The sequence below is a fragment of the Craterilacuibacter sinensis genome, from assembly GCF_009831765.1.
Lineage (GTDB): Bacteria > Pseudomonadota > Gammaproteobacteria > Burkholderiales > Chromobacteriaceae > Craterilacuibacter > Craterilacuibacter sinensis.
Genome location: NZ_WSSB01000001.1, coordinates 139892 through 155049, shown reverse-complemented (window position 1 = coordinate 155049; position 15158 = coordinate 139892). Strand labels below are relative to the sequence as shown.

The 15158-nt window shown below is 60.0% G+C and carries 18 protein-coding genes; 13 read left to right on the top strand and 5 right to left on the bottom strand.

Features of this window, described 5'->3' with window-relative positions; all coding sequences use genetic code 11:
• Positions 1 to 22: 22 nt before the first annotated feature.
• From guaA to GQF02_RS00730, 11 genes are all read left to right on the top strand, one after another.
• Complete coding sequence (gene guaA / locus GQF02_RS00780; protein WP_160794189.1) at positions 23 to 1600, top strand: glutamine-hydrolyzing GMP synthase; 1578 nt, start codon at positions 23 to 25, stop codon at positions 1598 to 1600.
• Positions 1601 to 1793: 193 nt separating this feature from the next.
• Positions 1794 to 2111: a DUF883 family protein gene (locus GQF02_RS00775; protein WP_160794187.1), complete on the top strand. Its 318-nt coding sequence runs from the start codon at positions 1794 to 1796 to the stop codon at positions 2109 to 2111.
• A 3-nt stretch (positions 2112 to 2114) separates the two neighbouring features.
• Complete coding sequence (locus tag GQF02_RS00770) at positions 2115 to 2501, top strand: phage holin family protein (protein ID WP_160794185.1); 387 nt, start codon at positions 2115 to 2117, stop codon at positions 2499 to 2501.
• Positions 2498 to 2776, top strand: coding sequence for a hypothetical protein (locus GQF02_RS00765; RefSeq protein ID WP_160794183.1), 279 nt, complete (start codon positions 2498 to 2500; stop codon positions 2774 to 2776). The genes GQF02_RS00770 and GQF02_RS00765 overlap by 4 nt, the downstream gene beginning before the upstream one ends.
• 79 nt (positions 2777 to 2855) lie before the next feature.
• Positions 2856 to 3590 (top strand): tRNA adenosine(34) deaminase TadA, encoded by a 735-nt coding sequence (gene tadA, locus GQF02_RS00760; protein WP_160794181.1) that lies wholly within the window; start codon positions 2856 to 2858, stop codon positions 3588 to 3590.
• On the top strand, positions 3587 to 4219 hold the full coding sequence (locus GQF02_RS00755) for a L,D-transpeptidase (RefSeq protein ID WP_160794179.1): 633 nt from the start codon (positions 3587 to 3589) through the stop codon (positions 4217 to 4219). Before tadA ends, GQF02_RS00755 begins: the two co-directional genes overlap by 4 nt.
• Positions 4216 to 4617, top strand: coding sequence for a DUF2721 domain-containing protein (locus GQF02_RS00750; protein ID WP_124734773.1), 402 nt, complete (start codon positions 4216 to 4218; stop codon positions 4615 to 4617). Before GQF02_RS00755 ends, GQF02_RS00750 begins: the two co-directional genes overlap by 4 nt.
• A 140-nt stretch (positions 4618 to 4757) precedes the next feature.
• Positions 4758 to 6188, top strand: a complete 1431-nt coding sequence (locus tag GQF02_RS00745; RefSeq protein WP_160794177.1) for a circularly permuted type 2 ATP-grasp protein — start codon at positions 4758 to 4760, stop codon at positions 6186 to 6188.
• Between the two features lie 3 nt (positions 6189 to 6191).
• On the top strand, positions 6192 to 7106 hold the full coding sequence (locus GQF02_RS00740; protein WP_220789261.1) for an alpha-E domain-containing protein: 915 nt from the start codon (positions 6192 to 6194) through the stop codon (positions 7104 to 7106).
• Positions 7106 to 7885, top strand: coding sequence for a transglutaminase family protein (locus GQF02_RS00735; protein WP_160794175.1), 780 nt, complete (start codon positions 7106 to 7108; stop codon positions 7883 to 7885). The genes GQF02_RS00740 and GQF02_RS00735 overlap by 1 nt, the downstream gene beginning before the upstream one ends.
• A gap of 27 nt (positions 7886 to 7912) precedes the next feature.
• Complete coding sequence (locus tag GQF02_RS00730; RefSeq protein WP_160794173.1) at positions 7913 to 8641, top strand: peptidase; 729 nt, start codon at positions 7913 to 7915, stop codon at positions 8639 to 8641.
• 66 nt (positions 8642 to 8707) lie between these two features.
• On the opposite strand, the gene GQF02_RS00725 is transcribed toward GQF02_RS00730, so the two are convergent.
• From GQF02_RS00725 to GQF02_RS00715, 3 genes are all read right to left on the bottom strand, one after another.
• Positions 8708 to 9040 (bottom strand): YmgD family protein, encoded by a 333-nt coding sequence (locus GQF02_RS00725; RefSeq protein ID WP_160794171.1) that lies wholly within the window; start codon positions 9038 to 9040, stop codon positions 8708 to 8710.
• Positions 9041 to 9072: 32 nt separating this feature from the next.
• Positions 9073 to 9435, bottom strand: coding sequence for a hypothetical protein (locus GQF02_RS00720; RefSeq protein ID WP_220789260.1), 363 nt, complete (start codon positions 9433 to 9435; stop codon positions 9073 to 9075).
• Positions 9436 to 9524: 89 nt separating this feature from the next.
• The gene (locus GQF02_RS00715; RefSeq protein ID WP_160794169.1) at positions 9525 to 10184 is read right to left on the bottom strand and encodes a Crp/Fnr family transcriptional regulator; all 660 of its coding nucleotides are present in this window, start codon (positions 10182 to 10184) and stop codon (positions 9525 to 9527) included.
• A gap of 109 nt (positions 10185 to 10293) precedes the next feature.
• On the opposite strand from GQF02_RS00715, the gene GQF02_RS00710 reads away from it, so the two are divergent.
• A complete protein-coding gene (locus GQF02_RS00710; protein WP_124734767.1) occupies positions 10294 to 11226 on the top strand; it encodes a GGDEF domain-containing protein in 933 nt (310 codons plus the stop codon).
• A gap of 62 nt (positions 11227 to 11288) precedes the next feature.
• On the opposite strand, the gene GQF02_RS00705 is transcribed toward GQF02_RS00710, so the two are convergent.
• On the bottom strand, positions 11289 to 12647 hold the full coding sequence (locus GQF02_RS00705; RefSeq protein ID WP_160794167.1) for a TrpB-like pyridoxal phosphate-dependent enzyme: 1359 nt from the start codon (positions 12645 to 12647) through the stop codon (positions 11289 to 11291).
• Positions 12648 to 12872: 225 nt separating this feature from the next.
• Positions 12873 to 14279 (bottom strand): oxygen-independent coproporphyrinogen III oxidase, encoded by a 1407-nt coding sequence (gene hemN / locus GQF02_RS00700; protein ID WP_160794165.1) that lies wholly within the window; start codon positions 14277 to 14279, stop codon positions 12873 to 12875.
• A gap of 112 nt (positions 14280 to 14391) precedes the next feature.
• On the opposite strand from hemN, the gene fnr reads away from it, so the two are divergent.
• Positions 14392 to 15138, top strand: a complete 747-nt coding sequence (gene fnr, locus GQF02_RS00695) for a fumarate/nitrate reduction transcriptional regulator Fnr (RefSeq protein WP_124734764.1) — start codon at positions 14392 to 14394, stop codon at positions 15136 to 15138.
• Positions 15139 to 15158: the final 20 nt, after the last annotated feature.

The following is a 15158-nucleotide window of genomic DNA, read 5'->3' as shown; positions in this document are numbered from 1 at the left end:
CTCACTACACCCAAGGACCGCCATGGACAAGATCCTCATCCTCGACTTCGGCTCGCAAGTCTCCCAGCTGATTGCCCGCCGCGTACGCGAAGCCCATGTGTATTGCGAACTGCACTCGTTCGATATGCCCATGGATGAAATCCGCGCCTTCGCTCCGAAAGCCATCATCCTCTCCGGTGGCCCGAACTCGGTATACGAATCCGACTACCAGGCCGATCCGGCGCTGTTCGAACTGGGCATTCCGGTATTGGGCATCTGCTACGGCATGCAGTGGATGGCACAAACGCTGGGCGGCAAGGTTGAAGCAGGCGATACCCGTGAATTCGGTTATGCCGAAATCAAGGCACGCCACCACTCCAAGCTGTTTGAAGGCCTGCAAGACCGCATCGACGACGCCGGCAACGGCTACCTCGATGTATGGATGAGCCATGGCGACAAGGTGTCCAGCCTGCCTGCCGGCTTCCATATGATTGCCGAAACGCCATCCTGCCCGGTTGCCGCCATGGCCGATGAAGATCGTGGCTTCTACGGTGTGCAGTTCCACCCGGAAGTCACCCACACCAAGCGCGGCAGCGAAATGATCCACCGCTTCGTGCTGATGGTCGCCGGTGCCAAGCCGTCGTGGACCATGCCCAACTACATCGAAGAAGCGGTGCAAAAGATCCGCGAACAGGTCGGTGACGAAGAAGTCATTCTCGGCCTGTCCGGCGGTGTCGATTCGTCGGTGGCCGCCGCGCTGATCCATCGCGCCATCGGCGACCAGCTCACCTGTGTCTTCGTCGACCACGGCCTGTTGCGCCTGAACGAAGGCCAGATGGTGATGGAAATGTTCGCGCAGAACCTGGGCGTGAAGGTCATCCGCGTCGATGCCACCGAACAGTTCATGGACAAGCTGGCCGGTGAAAGCGATCCGGAGAAAAAGCGCAAGATCATCGGCGGCGAGTTCGTCGAGGTGTTCCAGCGCGAATCGGACAAGCTGGTCAACGCCAAGTGGCTGGCACAGGGCACCATCTACCCTGATGTGATCGAATCGGCCGGTGCCAAGACCAAGAAGGCACACAGCATCAAGAGCCACCACAACGTCGGCGGCCTGCCGGAAGACATGCAGCTCAAGCTGCTGGAGCCACTGCGCGACCTGTTCAAGGACGAAGTGCGCCAGCTGGGCGTCGCCCTCGGCCTGCCACACGATATGGTCTATCGCCACCCGTTCCCAGGCCCGGGCTTGGGCGTGCGCATCCTCGGCGAAGTGAAGATGGAGTTCGCCGACCTGCTGCGCCGTGCCGATGCGATCTTTATTGAAGAGCTGCGCGCGACCGTCGACGAGAAAACCGGCAAAAACTGGTACGAGCTGACCAGCCAGGCCTTCGCCGTATTCCTACCGGTCAAATCGGTGGGCGTGATGGGCGACGGCCGCACCTACGACTACGTCGTGGCGCTACGCGCAGTGGTCACCAGCGACTTCATGACCGCACACTGGGCCGAGCTGCCATACAGCCTGCTGGGCCGCGTTTCCAACCGCATCATCAACGAAGTGCGCGGCATCAACCGCGTCTGCTACGACGTCTCCGGCAAACCGCCGGCAACGATCGAGTGGGAATAAGCCCCAGCCTTAAACAGCCCCGCCCCGTGCGGGGCTTTTTACCGCCCTTTTTTTGCAGTACATCAAAAAATCCCGCTTTTCCTCGGTCAAACCACATATTAAGCATTAACATGATAGCTGATGCTTGCAAACGCCATGTTTGCCAGCTACTGTTTTAACTCGTTCCGTTCCGACTATCGCACAGGAGATCGTCATGGCTGACAACAACACCTTCAACGCCGACAAAGAGCAACTGCTGGACGAAGTACGCAACGTACTCAACAACACCGAAGAGCTGCTGGCGTCGGCCGGTGACAACGGCAGTGAAAAGGCGCGCGAACTGCATCTCAAGCTGCAGAACAATCTGAAGCTGGCCAAGGACAGACTGCTGGACGCCGAAAAAGCGGCGCTGGCACGCGCCAAAGAAGCCGCCAAGGTGACCGACCAGTATGTGCATACCCATCCATGGAAAGCCATCGGCCTTGCCGCAGCCGTCGCCTTCCTGCTCGGCCTGCTGGTTTCACGCCGCTAAGGCATGACAGGCCCACGCACCGCACGTCCGGGCAGCCTGCGCTCCATGCTGGAAGCGCTGGTTGCCCTACTGTTTACCCGTGCCGAACTGATGCGCATCGAGGTGGAAGAGCAACAGGAAAGGCTGGTGGCCAATATCATGCTGCTGGCCGCTGCCGTCATCCTGTTCTTTATCGCCATCATCACCCTGCTGCTGTTTATCATGCTGGTGCTGCCGGAGTCGGCCCGGGTGATGACGGCCGGCCTGATGGCGCTAGGCCTCTTTGCTACCGCCCTATTGCTCTTGCTGCAGCTTAAGCGGCGCATGGCGCATGCACCCAAGCCATTTGCCCTGACGATGGCTGAAGTCAAGAAAGACTGGCATGCGGTGTCGGGCAAGGAGTCGCCATGAAGCGGCATGAGCGCGAGCTGAAAAAACAGCTGTTGCTGATCAAGGGCGAGGCGCTGCGCACCCGGTTGGAGCTGGAAACATCGCAATGGAAAGACCCGCTGCAGCTGGCCAAGGGCGGTGTCTCGGCACTGCTTGGCAGCTCGCGCGGTCTTAAGGCGGGTGTCGCATTCACCACACTTGTTTTTCCCAGGCTGGCACAAAAAAGCCTGTTTAAACGCCTGCTGGGGCTGACCCTTGCCGCCGTTGCCATCCACCGCTGGCTGATGCGCCGCTAGCCATAAGGGCGGTTGCTCCATCCCGATCAGGCCACCGTATGTATAATGGTGGCCTCGTTTTTTGCCAGCCCTCTGCCCTGTGAGCACTGCCCTGACCACCCCGCCCTTGCCCCCTGCCACGCTTAGCCAACTGGCCGCGCTGGGCATCTGCAGCCGCGAAGAGCTTGCGCAAACCGGTGTGGTCAATGCTTTTTTACAGCTCAAGGCCGGTGGCCACGATGCCGGCAAGCGCGTGCTGTATGCACTGGAAGCCGCACGGCGCGGCGTACACTGGAAGGCCTTGAGTCCAAGCGACCACACGGCTTTACTCGAGGCGCTGGCTGCACATCCACCGGTAAAAAGCCGGCCGCAAGCAAACGAGCTTGCCGTCTATATGGAGGCTGCGCTGGCACTGGCTGCGCAGGCGGCACAGCAAGGCGAAGTGCCGGTCGGTGCCGTAGTCGTCAAGGATGGCCACATCATCGGCCGTGGCTGCAACAGCCCTATCGCCCGTTGCGACCCCACCGCCCACGCCGAAATGCTGGCGATACGCGAAGCGGCCAGCCATTTGGGCAACTACCGGCTGGATGGCTGTGATCTGTATGTAACGCTCGAGCCTTGCGCCATGTGTGCCGGCGCCATCATGCAGGCACGTATCGCGCGTCTGGTCTATGGCGCCAGCGAGGCCAAAACCGGTGCAGCCGGCAGCGTCACCGACCTGTTTGCCCTCAAGACACTCAACGCCCATACCGCAGTATTTTCCGGCGTCGATGACGCACGCTGCGCACACCAGCTATCGGCCTTTTTCGCGCAACTGCGCCACAGGCGCACATGAAGCCATACCCTATTCCCCTGCTGCTGTTATGTGCCGGCCTGCTGTCGGCTTGCGCCACGACGCAGCACACGCCGGCCACGCCCCCCGCCCCTGCCCGCGTGCAAGACGGCCTCTACCCCAACCCGAAAACCCCCGGCCAGCCATGGATACGGGTAGACAACCAAAAGCAGAGCCTGACGCTGTTTGATGCCGCAGGGCGGGAAATGCGGCACTACACCGTCTCGACGGCCAAAAACGGGCTGGGGGAAAAGGTGGGCAGCCTGCAAACCCCGCGCGGCTGGCACAAGGTGTGCGACAAGATAGGCGAAGCGGCCGGCGAGAACACCATTATTTACCGGCGTAATATCACGCCATGGCAGTACACACCGGCCCTGCATGCCGAGTACCCGGACAAGGACTGGATACTGACGCGCATTTTGTGGCTGTGCGGCATGGAGCCCGGACGCAATCAGGGCGGCGATGTCGACAGCTATGAGCGCGCCATCTATATCCACGGCGCGGGCAGCCATGTGCCTTGGGGCAAGCCCAGTTCGCGCGGCTGTGTGCGCATGAAAAGCCCGGATGTGATCGAACTGTTCCGGCTCGTGCCGCTGGGCACCGATGTTTTGATAGAGGAAACCACTGGATGATTCTGGATTTAACCACGCCCGGCCTGCTGTTCCCGGCCATTTCCTTGCTGCTGCTGGCCTATACCAACCGCTTTTTGGGGCTGGCGGCCACCATACGCAATCTGTACAACGACTATCGGCGGGCACCCGACCCCAAGATTTTGCTGCAGATCTCCAGCCTCAGGCGCCGGGTATGGCTGATCCAGCAAATGCAGTTTCTTGGTGTTGCCAGCCTGTTTCTGTGTGTTGTCGCCATGCTCAAGATCTATCTGGGCTGGGAAACTCTGGCCCACTACAGCTTCGGTGCCAGCCTCGCGCTAATGATCGCCTCGCTGGGCGTCTCCTTGCTGGAGCTCAAACTGTCGTCCGGTGCACTGAACATTCTGCTGGCCGATATCGAGGATACCCGCCGCCGCTGATGCGGTGCGCCGCAGTGGTGCACATGCCTTGCCATGCACCACTATCGCTCCCCCTGTCTGTCTACGATGTGCTTTAACCCGGCCAATAGCTGGCATGGCGCTTGCTGAACTCCCAGTCAAGAGCCTACCGGGAGCACACCATGCACGCGCTGACCCTGCCCGAGCCCGGGCATCACGATGAAATGCTGCTATCCAGCGGTGCGGTACGCAGCCATTACCAACACTTTGCCAACTGGCTGCAGGCCCAGCCTCCTGAAATGCTGGCGCGAAAACGGGAAGAAGCCAACCAGCTCTTCCATCGCGTCGGCATCACCTTCGCCGTCTACGGCGATGACTCCGGCGCCGAGCGCCTGATTCCGTTCGATACCATCCCGCGGGTGATCCCGGCGGCAGAATGGCGCCAGCTGGAGGCGGGGCTGGCGCAGCGGGTGCGTGCGCTCAATGCGTTTCTGGACGATATCTACCACGATCACCAGATCATCAAGGCCGGACGCATTCCGGCCGAGCAGGTGTTCGCCAATGCACAGTACCAGCCCTTGATGCAGGGCATTTCCCTGCCGGACGGGATCTGGGCGCATATCACTGGCGTCGATCTGATCCGCCACGCCGACGGCAGCTACTACGTGCTGGAAGACAACCTCAGGGTGCCGTCCGGCGTGTCGTACATGCTGGAAAACCGCAAGATGATGATGCGGCTGTTTCCCGAGCTGTTCGCGCGCCACGCCATCGCACCGGTCGACCACTACCCGACCCTGCTGCTGGCCACCCTGCGCCAAGCCAGCCGCCAGGAAAACCCGACCGTGGTGGTCCTCACCCCGGGGCAGCACAACAGCGCCTACTTCGAACATGCCTTCCTCGCCCAGCAGATGGGGGTCGAGCTGGTCGAAGGACGCGACCTGTTCGTGCGCGACGACCACGTCTATATGCGAACCACCGCCGGCCACAAGCGTATCGATGTGATCTACCGCCGCATCGACGATGCCTTCCTCGACCCGCTGGCGTTCCGCCCGGACTCGATGCTGGGCGTGCCCGGCCTGATGCATGCCTATCGTCAGGGTAATGTGGTGCTGACCAATGCCATCGGCACCGGCGTGGCCGACGACAAGTCGATCTACCCCTATGTGCCTGAGATGATCCGCTTCTATCTGGGCGAAGAGCCCATTTTGCACAATGTCGAAACCTTCCAGTGCCGCAACCCGAGCGAGCTGGATCATGTACTGGCCAATCTGGACAAGCTGGTGGTCAAGGAAGTACACGGTGCCGGCGGCTACGGCATGCTGGTCGGCCCGGCCGCCAGCCGTGCCGAGATCGAAGACTTCCGCGCGCGCCTGCTGGCCACACCGGCCAACTATATCGCGCAGCCTACGCTATGCCTGTCATCGTGCCCGACCTTTGTCGAGTCCGGCATCGCGCCACGGCATATCGATTTGCGCCCCTTTGTGCTGTCAAGCGGGCGCGAAACCACCATGGTGGCCGGCGGGCTGACCCGCGTTGCGCTCAAAGAAGGCTCGCTGGTGGTGAATTCGTCGCAAGGCGGCGGCACCAAAGACACCTGGGTACTGGAGGACTGAATCATGATGCTATCGCGCACTGCCGATCAATTGTTCTGGATGGCACGCCAGATGGAACGCGCCGAAAACCTGGCCCGGCTGCTCGACGTCAGCCTTGCAGTCTCGCTGCTACCCGCCTCGCGCGCCGGCACCGATATTTCCGCGCCCCTGGCACTCACCGGTACCTTAGAAGCGTACCAGACCCGTCATGGGCAGATTTCCGCCTCCGATGTTCTGGCCTTTATGAGCTATGACTTGGGCAATCCGTCATCCATCGTGTCGTGCTTCAAAAGCGCCCGCGACAACGCGCATGCAGTACGTGGCAAGATCACCGCCGAGATGTGGATGTCGATCAATAGTACCTGGCTGGAAGCGCGCGAGCTGGCCGCAGCCGGCTGTGGCTACCAGACCTTTTTCGACTGGGTCAAAGAGCGCTCCCACCTGTTCCGTGGCGCAACCCACGGCACCTGCCAGCGCACCGATGCCTTCTCCTTTATCCGCTTGGGCACTTTTATCGAGCGCGCCGACAATACCGCCCGCCTCTTGGATGTGAAGAGCCAGCTGCTAGGTGATAGCGACAGCGCGGACTACTACGCCTGGAGCGCCCTGCTGCGTGCGGTCGGCGCCTTCGAGGCCTACCATGCCCTCTATCGCGATGCGCCGTCGGGCCGGCGCGTGGCCGAACTGCTGCTGCTCAGGCCCGATATGCCGCGCAGCCTCAGGGCCTGCTTTGACGAGACTTACAAATGGCTCTCGCGCATCGAGGGCGACAACGGCCGCGCCGCCAAGCGTCTGGCCGCCGAACTGCGGGCGGCGCAGGCCTACACCAGCGTCGACGAAGTGTTCGAGACCGGGCTGCACGACTATCTGGACAAGATGCTCGCCGACATCACCCGCCTGGGGGCGCTGGTACAGCAGGCCTATCTGGAGGCCGCGTAATGAGACTGTCCATCCGCCATGTAACGCATTACCACTATGCCGAACCGGCCCTGCGTAGCGCACAGCTGCTACGCCTGACACCCGCAGATGACCCATACCAGACGGTGCGCCACTGGCAGCTGGATTTGCCCGCTGCAGCCACCTCGGGCATCGACGGTTACGGCAACCGCTACCACCTGATGATGCTGGAAGGCACACACGACACCATCCGGCTGCTGGCCAGCGGAGAAGTCGAGACGCAAGAGCGTACGCCCTGCGCCCTGCCCGGCGTGCTGGATATACGGGTCTTCCTGCGCCATACGGCGCTGACCGCCGCCAGCGCCGCCATTACCGAGCTGGCGCATGCCTGCGCAGGCAAGGGCACCTTGCTCGAGCAGCTGGGGCGCAAGGTGCTCGAGGCCATGCCCTACACGCCGGGCGCGACCCAAGTGCATACACCGGCAGATCAGGCGCTGGCTCTGGGTGCCGGTGTGTGTCAGGACCATACCCAGGTTTTTATCACCGCCTGCCGCATCCTCGGCCTACCGGCGCGCTATGTCAGCGGCTATCTGCTGAACGAAAACGAAGAACATGCCGCCAGCCATGCCTGGGCCGAAGTCTGGCTGGACCATGCCTGGCATGGCTTCGATGTCAGCAACGCCCGCGCGCCCGATGCACACCACCTCAAACTCGCTTGCGGGCTGGATTATCTGGATGCATGTCCGGTACGCGGCGTGCGCCTGGGCGGCGGACAGGAAGTCCACACTACCCGCGCCGACGTCCAGCTCATCGAGAACTGACCAGGCACGACACAGACAAAGGCTTACATGACTTATTGCGTCGCAATCCGCCTGGCCCAAGGCCTGGTATTCGCGTCCGACACCCGTACCAATGCCGGCGTCGACCATGTCGCGACTTTTCGCAAGATGCGGGTATTTGAAAAACCGGGGCAGGCGCGCATGGTACTGCTCTCGTCCGGCAACCTTGCCACCAGCCAGAGTGTGGCCAGCCTGCTGGAGTTGTCCTGCCGCCATCACGAGCCGGCGCGCAACCTGCTGCAGGTTGCATCACTGTATGATGCGGCCGCCATGGTCGGCGCGACCTTGCGCGAGGTGGTCGCACGCGATGCCGATCCGGCTTCGACCATCGACTTTTCCAGTCACTTCCTGCTCGGCGGCCAGGTTGAGGGCGAAGCCATGCGCCTGTTCCATATCTACCCGCAAGGCAATTTCATCGAAGCCAGCCGCGATACACCCTACTTCCAGATCGGTGAGGCCAAGTACGGCAAACCCATACTCGACCGCGTACTGGACTACGACACGCCACTGGCGCAGGCCATCCAGTGCGCGCTGATCTCGCTTGACTCGACCATGCGCTCCAACCTGTCGGTAGGTGCACCAATCGATCTGGTCTGGCTACGCCCCGATGACGCGGCGCCGCTAGCGCCGGTCAGGCTGGCTGAAAAAGATCCATACTTCAGCGTCTTGCGTCAGGCCTGGAGCAAAGGCCTGCGCGAAGTCTTTGCTACCTTGCCCGCACCGGACTGGCCACTGTAGGCAAGGAGCCAACAAGCAAAAAGCCCGCAGATGCGGGCTTGGCAGGTATGACGAAGCAAGGCAAGCTTACTTGGAGGCAACCGAGCGCATGGCGCTGTCGACAGCATTGAGCAGCAAGCCGTCCGGGTCTTTCTTGCAGACCGCGCCCATCGCCTTGACCACCTTGGCATCCAGATCCTTGGACGGGGTGATTTTCAGATTGCGCGCTTCCACGCTGGCGTTCCCCATGCTGGCGACCAGAGCAGAAACAAAACCTGCATCGGTCTTGGCTTCTTCATTGGCTTCGGAGCAGGTGATCATGTAGTCAGCGGAAAGACCGCCAGGAGCTGCAGGTGCAGGAGCCGCAGCCCAGGCAGCGGAGCTGGTCAGCAAAGCAGCGATAATAGCCAGTTTTTTCATCTTGTCATCCATCCTAAATATTCAGTGTGTGATCAGTTGTAACGGCCAAGAATGGCGCCACCGGCCCCACCGACAACCGCACCCTTGATCGCACCGTCAATGCCATTACCCGACAGCAAGCCCAAGCCTGCGCCCAGTACCGCGCCTTTTTTGGCACCCTTGACCGCCTTGCGGCCCTTGCGGCCATTTTCGGTCAGTGCACCAACACCGCCGCCAATCACGGCACCGCCAATGGCACCCTTGATGCCGTTGCCGCTCAGCAGACCAACACCGGCGCCAAGAATGGCTGCATTTTTGGTACGATCACTGCGCTTATAAGCGTGAGCAGAAGCAGGAACGGCCAGTGCAGCCACGGTCGCAGCCAGCACGATGGTGCGAATAAAAGCCTTACTCATGTCGCAAACCCTCCGAAATTCATTGGTGCGCATTCTAAAACAGCTATTGCTTATTTAACAATGCCCTGTGCGAAAGCACACATCGCGACTTAAAAGCGTTCGGGCAAGGGCTTGGCAATGACGATCCCGCCCTCTTCATTCAGCTGGATATAACCGCCGGTACGCAGCGCCTTGAGCATGCGGTTGACCATTTCCCGGCTCAGTCCTATACGCTCCCCCAGTTCACGCTGGGTCAAATGCAAACCCGGCGCAGCCGGGTGCGCTTGCGCATGCTGCTCCAGCGCTTCCAGCACCCGCTTGAGCCGGCTATAGCCATCCGGTTCGGACAGCATGGAAACAAAATTCAGCAAATGGTGCACGGCATGAGTCATCAGTTCGGCAATCGAGCGCCAGGCCTGTGGCTTGGCATCCAGCGCCTGCACCAAAACATCCAGCGGCAGGCTAAAACCACGCGTATCGCGTAGCACCTGTACCGCCACGCCGAAAGGCCGCGGCTCGAACAAGGCATGCAAGCCGATGATGTCGCCAGGCACAATATAACCGTAGCAAAACGGGCGCCCTGCACGTTTGCCCGGCGTATAAGCCGTCATCAGCCCGTGAGTGACAAACAACACCTCATGTACGGTTTGCTGTATGGAAATAATTTCGCTGCCTGCAGCAAACGCCACCGCTCGCCCTTGTGACAGCAAGGCCTGGCGCTCTTCTGCTGGCCACTGAGAAAAAAGCGGAAACAGCAACGATATATCCATAGGGATTCCGCTTGCCCCTTCAATACTACATTCCATCAACATGCCTATTACTTCTCCTGCAAACATTACTGCACAGTCTAGACTACCAAAATGACAGGAGGAATTAAGCATGCTGGCAGACGAACGCGCATTTCAAGCCCTGATCGATACCGTACAGGGCGCACTGGTGCTGGTAACGCCGGCTGACGGCAAAATATTTGCCGCCAACCAGCTAGCCGCCATCTTACTGGGTATCCCGCGTGCTGACCTCATCGGTCAGCCGTTTTTCAGCCATCTGGCCGATCCGGGCGATGAAGCAAGTTTAATGACCCGTCTCGCACAGCAAGGCATGCTGTACAACGAAGAACTGATCCTCAAGGCCAAAGGCGGCCATCAGTTCAACGCCCAATTATCATTACGGGAAGTCGATTTTCTGCGTCCGGTTCTGGCCATCAGCTTTTCCGACCGCAGTGAAACCGTGATGATGGGGCGTCTGCTGGAAAGCGAACGGCAGGTCTGCGAGCGCGTACTCAAGCTAGCCAAGGAGCTCAAGCATGAGCCACGCATCACCGATGCCGATGATTATCTCAGTGGTGTACTCGGCATGCCGGCACTTTTGTCCGGGCTGGCCCATGAAGTCGGTCGCGCCAACCGCTACGGCCATTCACTGTCTGCGCTACTGATTTCCATTGAAGGCATACCCAGCTTCAATCATGAGCTGGATAACGATACCGCAGGCTATATCCGCCGCATGACCGGCAGCTTGTGCATGCAAAGTGCCCGTGACTGCGACCTGATAGCCCGGCGCGAAGATGGCTGCCTGCTACTAGTGTTACCCTATACCCCGATGCAAGGCGCGACCCGCGCCGCACGGCGTCTGATCGCCAGCCTGAGCCTGCAGCAATTCCAGGTTGCAGGCGAAAACCGCTCGGCAGCCGCCTGCGTCGGCTTGTCATCCTTGCGTAAGGGCGAAAGCTCGCACAAGCACCTGCTCTCCCGCCTCGACCTTGCCCTGACACGCTCCCGTGCCCAAGGCATCAATACACTGGCACGCCAGCCCTGAGTTCTGGCGGCAACAAAAGCAAACGGCCGGTTAAACCGGCCGTTTGTCATGGCAGACGCAGATCAGGCCGTAAGCTGTGGCAAACGGGCCAGGGCCGCAGCAATCGCCTCCTGCGGGTACTCGTAGTCCTCGAGCGCCCCGCTCAGATACTTGTCGTAGCTTGCCATATCGAAGTGGCCATGGCCCGAAAGATTGAAGAACAGCGTTTTCTCTTCACCGCTTTCCTTGCAGCGCAAAGCCTCATCGATACAAGCGCGGATGGCATGGCAGGACTCGGGAGCCGGAATAATGCCCTCGGCGCGGGCAAAAGCAACGCCCGCCTCAAAGGTCGCCAGCTGCGGCACGGAAACAGCCTCGATCAGCCCCTCATGGTAAAGCTGGGAAACCAGACTGCTGGCACCATGATAACGCAAGCCCCCGGCATGGATGGATGGCGGCATAAAGTCATGACCCAACGTGTACTGTTTCATCAGCGGCGTCAGGCCGACCGAATCGCCAAAATCATAAGCATAATGGCCACGGGTCAGGCTGGGGCAAGAGCTGGGCTCCACCGCCACCAGACGAACCTGCTTGCGCCCTGCCGCATTGTCGGCAAAGAACGGGAAAGCCACGCCGCCAAAGTTGGAGCCGCCCCCGCAAGGCGCAAAAATCATGTCGGGCCAGGTGCCGGCCAGTTCGAACTGCTTGCGCGCCTCCAGCCCGATCACGGTCTGGTGCAACAAAACATGGTTCAAGGCCGAACCCAGCGCATAGTGCGTATCCGGGCGACTGGCGGCCTCTTCGACCGCCTCGGCAATCGCCAGCCCCAAGGAGCCGGGATTGTCAGGATTCTCGGCCAATGCCGCGCGGCCGGCCGTAGTCAGGCTGCTCGGGCTGGCCAGCACCTCGCCGCCCCAGGTCTGCATCATCGAGCGGCGGAACGGCTTTTGCTGGTAGCTGACATTGACCATATAAATACGGACATCGATACCAAACATCTCGCCGGCCAGCGACAAGGAGCTACCCCATTGTCCGGCACCGGTTTCGGTGGTCAGCCGGGTAATCCCCTCTTGCTTGTTGTAATACGCCTGCGGAATGGCCGAGTTCAGCTTGTGCGACCCGGCCGGGCTTGCGCCCTCGTATTTGAAAAATATCTTGGCCGGCGTACCCAGTGCTTCCTCCAGCCGGCGTGCGCGCACCAAGGCAGTCGGACGCCACAGACGGTACAGCTCGCGAACTTCTTGCGGAATTTCGATCCAGCGCTCACGGCTGACTTCCTGCTCGATCAATGCCTGCGGAAAAATCGCAGACAGGGCGTCAGGGGTGAGCGGCTGGCCATCAGGCCCCAGCACCGGCTCGGGTGGCTTGGGCATATCGGCCACCACGTTGTACCAGTGGGTCGGAATCTCGTTGTCGGGAAGCAGGAACTTGGTCTGTAGCATGGGCGGCATCCTTGTCGGTCTAAAAGCGGTGCAGGCAAATCACATCATGGGCAAAGCCCGGCAGATGGAAAAGGCAGCAAGTCATGGGGAGAATCCGGTAAAAACACCAAACCAGACTACATGACATTCAACTTTCAGTGCAAGCCAGCAGCACCTTGTTCAAAGGCTGGACAAAAAAAACCGCCGGACTCGAAAGCCGGCGGCAGACATCAGGCATGGCACCCATCAGATGGTCTTGGAGTAACGCGCCTGCGTCTTGCGCTCGCGCAGATGGCGATCGAACACCATGGCGATATTACGGATCAGGAAACGTCCGCGCGGCTCGACCATGATGAAATCACCATCGAAACTCAGCAGCCCCAACTGCTGCAAAGCCTCCAGCTGTGGCAATTCGGCGGCGAAATAGTCGCGGAAGTTGATGCCGTAGACCTCTTCTATCGCCGACACCGACAGCGAGAAGCGGCACATCAGCGCCTGGATAATGGCGCGGCGCAGAATATCGTCGCGATCCAGCATATAGCCGCGCATTACCGGCAAATGCCCGCCGTCCAGTGCCGCGTAATACTGCTCGATATCCTTCTCGCTCTGCACAAAGCTGGCCCCCACCTTGCCGATAGAGGACACGCCAAGGCCAATCATGTCGCAATCAGCGTGAGTGGAATAGCCCTGGAAATTGCGCTGCAAACGCCCTTCGGCCAGAGCGCGCGACAAGTCATCCTCAGGCTTGGCAAAGTGATCCATGCCGATAAACACATAGCCGGCATCAGCCAGTTGTTTGACCGAGCTTTGCAGGATATCCAGCTTGGCCTCAGCCGAGGGCAGCTCGGCTTCATTGATACGGCGCTGCGGCATAAACACGGTCGGCAGATGCGCATAGTTATAAAGCGCCACCCGATCCGGCGAAATCGCAATCACCTTGGCCAAAGTAGCCGCAACCGAGGCCGGCGTTTGTAGCGGCAGGCCGTAGATCAGATCCACGCTCACCGATTTGAAGCCGGCTTCGCGCGCCGCAGCAATCACTGCCAGCGTTTCTTCCTCGCTTTGCACGCGGTTCACCGCCTGCTGCACGGCAGGGTCGAAATCCTGGATGCCGACACTCATGCGGTTAAAGCCCAGCGCCGCCAGTTTGAAGACCGTCTCGCGCCCGACCTTGCGCGGATCGATCTCGATCGAATACTCGCCTTCAGGCTTGAAGTCGAAATGCGCCTTGAGCATGCCCATCAGCCGCTCCAGCTGCGCATCCGACAAAAAGGTCGGCGTGCCGCCACCGAAGTGCAGCTGCACCAGTTGCTCGCGACCGCCCATGGCGGCTGTGACCAGCTTGATTTCCTTTTCCAGATAATCGAGATAGAGATCGGCGCGTGCCTTATCCTTGGTAATGATCTTGTTACAGCCGCAGTAGTAGCAAACGGTGTTACAAAACGGAATATGCACGTATAATGATATGGCTTTGCGGTTGGCACCGATGCGGCGCTGACTCAACACGCGCAGATAATCCGCCTCGCCAAAAGCCGGACCAAAACGATCCGCCGTCGGGTAGGAGGTATATCTGGGGCCGGAGCCGTCAAGTTGTTCTATCAGCTTGCGGTCAAACTCGAAACGGGATGGCGAAAAAATTTGGGCGGCGCTCATAATGTCCGATACCGGTGGTCAATCTATTGGCAGAGTGGTAAATTCGCACAGCCATGTCTACCCCGCTTTGACAAGCGTCAAGCTTCCCCTGAAAGAGCATTGAATCTTACGTATGCCAGAACAGAACAACAGTCATCTGCACGCCCTCAAGGTTTCCTGCTCTAACTGCACGTTGCGTGAACTGTGCCTGCCTGTCGGGCTGAACCGCGACGAGCTTGCCCAGCTGGATGCCGTAATCCGTCAAAGCCGGCGCCTCAAGCGCGGCGAGTACATGTTCCGCAGCGGTGAAGCATTCAAATCGCTGTTTGCCATACGTACCGGCTTTTTCAAAACCTGCATGTCCAGTCAGGACGGGCGCGAGCAAGTCACCGGCTTTCACATGTCGGGCGAGCTCTTGGGTATGGACGGCATTTCTGCCAATGTCCACGGCTGTGACGCGATAGCGCTGGAAGACAGCGAAGTCTGCGAGCTGCCATTTACCCGCATGCAAAGCCTGAGCCGCGACATTCCCAGCCTGCAGCACCACTTTTACCGCCTGATGAGCCGCGAGATCGTACGCGACCAGAGCATTATGCTGTTACTGGGCAATATGAAAGCCGACGAACGTCTGGCGGCATTCTTGCTGAATGTCTCCTCGCGTCTGGCTACCCGTGGCTTTGCCGCCAACGACTTTATCCTGCGCATGAGTCGCGAGGAAATCGGCAGCTTCCTCGGTCTTAAGCTGGAGACGGTCAGCCGTACGCTGTCCAAATTCCAGCAGCAAGGCTGGATCAAGGTCGATCACAAGCATATCCAGCTATACCAGACCGATGAGCTGAAGAACCTGATCTCAGGCTGCATTCACGCGCAAAGCCATTAAGTGATGGCTCTGCCTGATTA

Excerpts from the sequence above, each read along its gene's own strand:
- guaA (WP_160794189.1), top strand. The coding sequence starts at position 23 with ATGGACAAGATCCTCATCCTCGACTTCGGCTCGCAAGTCTCCCAGCTG.
- GQF02_RS00775 (WP_160794187.1), top strand. The coding sequence starts at position 1,794 with ATGGCTGACAACAACACCTTCAACGCCGACAAAGAGCAACTGCTGGAC.
- GQF02_RS00770 (WP_160794185.1), top strand. The coding sequence starts at position 2,115 with ATGACAGGCCCACGCACCGCACGTCCGGGCAGCCTGCGCTCCATGCTG.
- GQF02_RS00765 (WP_160794183.1), top strand. The coding sequence starts at position 2,498 with ATGAAGCGGCATGAGCGCGAGCTGAAAAAACAGCTGTTGCTGATCAAG.
- GQF02_RS00755 (WP_160794179.1), top strand. The coding sequence starts at position 3,587 with ATGAAGCCATACCCTATTCCCCTGCTGCTGTTATGTGCCGGCCTGCTG.
- GQF02_RS00750 (WP_124734773.1), top strand. The coding sequence starts at position 4,216 with ATGATTCTGGATTTAACCACGCCCGGCCTGCTGTTCCCGGCCATTTCC.
- GQF02_RS00745 (WP_160794177.1), top strand. The coding sequence starts at position 4,758 with ATGCACGCGCTGACCCTGCCCGAGCCCGGGCATCACGATGAAATGCTG.
- GQF02_RS00740 (WP_220789261.1), top strand. The coding sequence starts at position 6,192 with ATGATGCTATCGCGCACTGCCGATCAATTGTTCTGGATGGCACGCCAG.
- GQF02_RS00735 (WP_160794175.1), top strand. The coding sequence starts at position 7,106 with ATGAGACTGTCCATCCGCCATGTAACGCATTACCACTATGCCGAACCG.
- GQF02_RS00730 (WP_160794173.1), top strand. The coding sequence starts at position 7,913 with ATGACTTATTGCGTCGCAATCCGCCTGGCCCAAGGCCTGGTATTCGCG.
- GQF02_RS00725 (WP_160794171.1), bottom strand. The coding sequence starts at position 9,040 with ATGAAAAAACTGGCTATTATCGCTGCTTTGCTGACCAGCTCCGCTGCC.
- GQF02_RS00720 (WP_220789260.1), bottom strand. The coding sequence starts at position 9,435 with ATGAGTAAGGCTTTTATTCGCACCATCGTGCTGGCTGCGACCGTGGCT.
- GQF02_RS00715 (WP_160794169.1), bottom strand. The coding sequence starts at position 10,184 with ATGGATATATCGTTGCTGTTTCCGCTTTTTTCTCAGTGGCCAGCAGAA.
- GQF02_RS00710 (WP_124734767.1), top strand. The coding sequence starts at position 10,294 with ATGCTGGCAGACGAACGCGCATTTCAAGCCCTGATCGATACCGTACAG.
- GQF02_RS00705 (WP_160794167.1), bottom strand. The coding sequence starts at position 12,647 with ATGCTACAGACCAAGTTCCTGCTTCCCGACAACGAGATTCCGACCCAC.
- hemN (WP_160794165.1), bottom strand. The coding sequence starts at position 14,279 with ATGAGCGCCGCCCAAATTTTTTCGCCATCCCGTTTCGAGTTTGACCGC.
- fnr (WP_124734764.1), top strand. The coding sequence starts at position 14,392 with ATGCCAGAACAGAACAACAGTCATCTGCACGCCCTCAAGGTTTCCTGC.